At 66.1% G+C, this 1,106-nt stretch carries 1 protein-coding gene; it reads right to left on the bottom strand.

Annotation, left to right across the window (positions count from 1 at the left end; genetic code table 11):
* Window positions 1–1,106 (bottom strand): coniferyl aldehyde dehydrogenase (locus JV551A3_RS29625; RefSeq protein ID WP_133979357.1); only part of this gene is annotated, 1,106 nt, incomplete at both ends.

The following is a 1,106-nucleotide window of genomic DNA, read 5'->3' as shown; positions in this document are numbered from 1 at the left end:
GATGAAAAGCTTGAAGACCAGGCGCTGCAGGGCTTTGCCATAAGGCGGGTAGATCAGCCGGGCAGCGTTGAAGCGTTGCTTGGCCAGCACCGCCTTGGCCTTGCTGAAGGTCAGGAAGCCGTCATGGCCATGGTAATGGCCCATGCCTGAAGGGCCGATGCCGCCGAACGGCAAGTCATCCTGAGCCACGTGCAGCAGGGTGTCGTTCAGGCACACTCCGCCGGAGTGGGTATGGCGCAGCACCTGCTCCTGAGCGGCGCGGTCATAGCCGAAGTAGTACAGCGCCAGAGGGCGCGGGCGCTGGTTGATAAAGGCCAGTGCCTGCTCAAGGCTGTCGTAGGGCACCAGCGGCAGCAGCGGGCCGAAGATTTCGTCCTGCATCACCTGCATGCTGTCGTTCACCCCCAGTAGCAGGTGGGGTGGCAGGCGCCGGCCCTGGCGGGTTTCACCGGGGTATAGGTCGAGCACCTGCGCACCTTTGGCGCGGGCATCGTCCAGCAGGTGTTGCAAGCGCTGCAGCTGGCGCTGGTTGATGACGGCGGTGTAGTCGGGGTTGTCGGCGATGCGCGGGTACAGCCGGCGCACGGCACGCTGGTAGGCGTCGCTGAAGGCCTCCAGCCGCTCGCGCGGCACCAGTACGTAATCGGGGGCGACGCAGGTCTGCCCGGCGTTGAGGGTCTTGCCGAAGGCGATGCGCTCGGCGGCAGTGTCCAGCGGTACGTCGGCCGAGACTATGGCTGGCGACTTGCCGCCCAGCTCGAGAGTGACGGGAGTCAGGTTGTGCGCCGCAGCCAGCATTACCTGGCGCCCCACGCTGGTGGCGCCGGTGAACAGCAGGTGATCGAACGGCAGGCGAGCAAAGGCCTGACCTACCTCTACCTCGCCGAGCACCACGCTGACCAGATCGGTGGGGAACACCTGCTCCAGCAGTTGCTTGAGCGCCTGGCCAGTGGCGGGCGTGGCTTCGCTGAGCTTGAGCATGACTCGGTTACCGGCGGCCAGGGCACAGGTCAGCGGGCCGATTGCAAGGAACAGCGGGTAGTTCCACGGCACGATGACGCCGACCACGCCCAGGGGTTGGTAGCGCACCTGAGCGCTTGCCGGCT

This window comes from Pseudomonas inefficax (assembly GCF_900277125.1).
GTDB lineage: Bacteria > Pseudomonadota > Gammaproteobacteria > Pseudomonadales > Pseudomonadaceae > Aquipseudomonas > Aquipseudomonas inefficax.
The sequence above is the reverse complement of the archived record's forward strand: the minus strand, read 5'-3'. Positions and strand labels throughout refer to the sequence as shown.